The sequence below is a fragment of the Burkholderia sp. BCC0398 genome (genome assembly GCF_902833245.1).
Lineage (GTDB): Bacteria > Pseudomonadota > Gammaproteobacteria > Burkholderiales > Burkholderiaceae > Burkholderia > Burkholderia sola.
The window spans coordinates 1-312 of the sequence record NZ_CADFEM010000063.1 but is presented as its reverse complement, the minus strand read 5'-3'; the positions used below and the strand labels follow the sequence as shown (position 1 = coordinate 312).

Genomic DNA, 312 nt, shown 5'->3' with positions numbered 1-312 from the left:
CTCGGCAAGACCGACGACGCGAACGAGATCCCGAGCGCCGAGCTGCTGGAAGACCGCGTGCAGCAGGCGCTGGAGCTGCTCAAGCGCGTGCGCGCGCGCTGGGAATTCGTGCGCGACCGGCTCGACCAGCCGCTGCGCGAGGCGCAGCACTACCTGGTGCAGCTCGGCTACGAGGCGCTCGCCGAGAAGTTCGCCGATCGCGCGGACGCGCAACCGGGCGCGACCGTGTTCCACGTCACGCAGGACCGCACGGTCCGCATCTCGTGGAAGCAGGAGATCCGCGCGGAGCTGCGCGCGATCTTCAACGGCGGC

General features: G+C 70.8%; 1 protein-coding gene. It reads left to right on the top strand.

The window, feature by feature from the left end; all coding sequences use genetic code 11:
* Positions 1 to 312, top strand: a 312-nt coding sequence (locus HWX76_RS36515) for a hypothetical protein (protein ID WP_347880204.1), incomplete at both ends; no start/stop codon positions are given.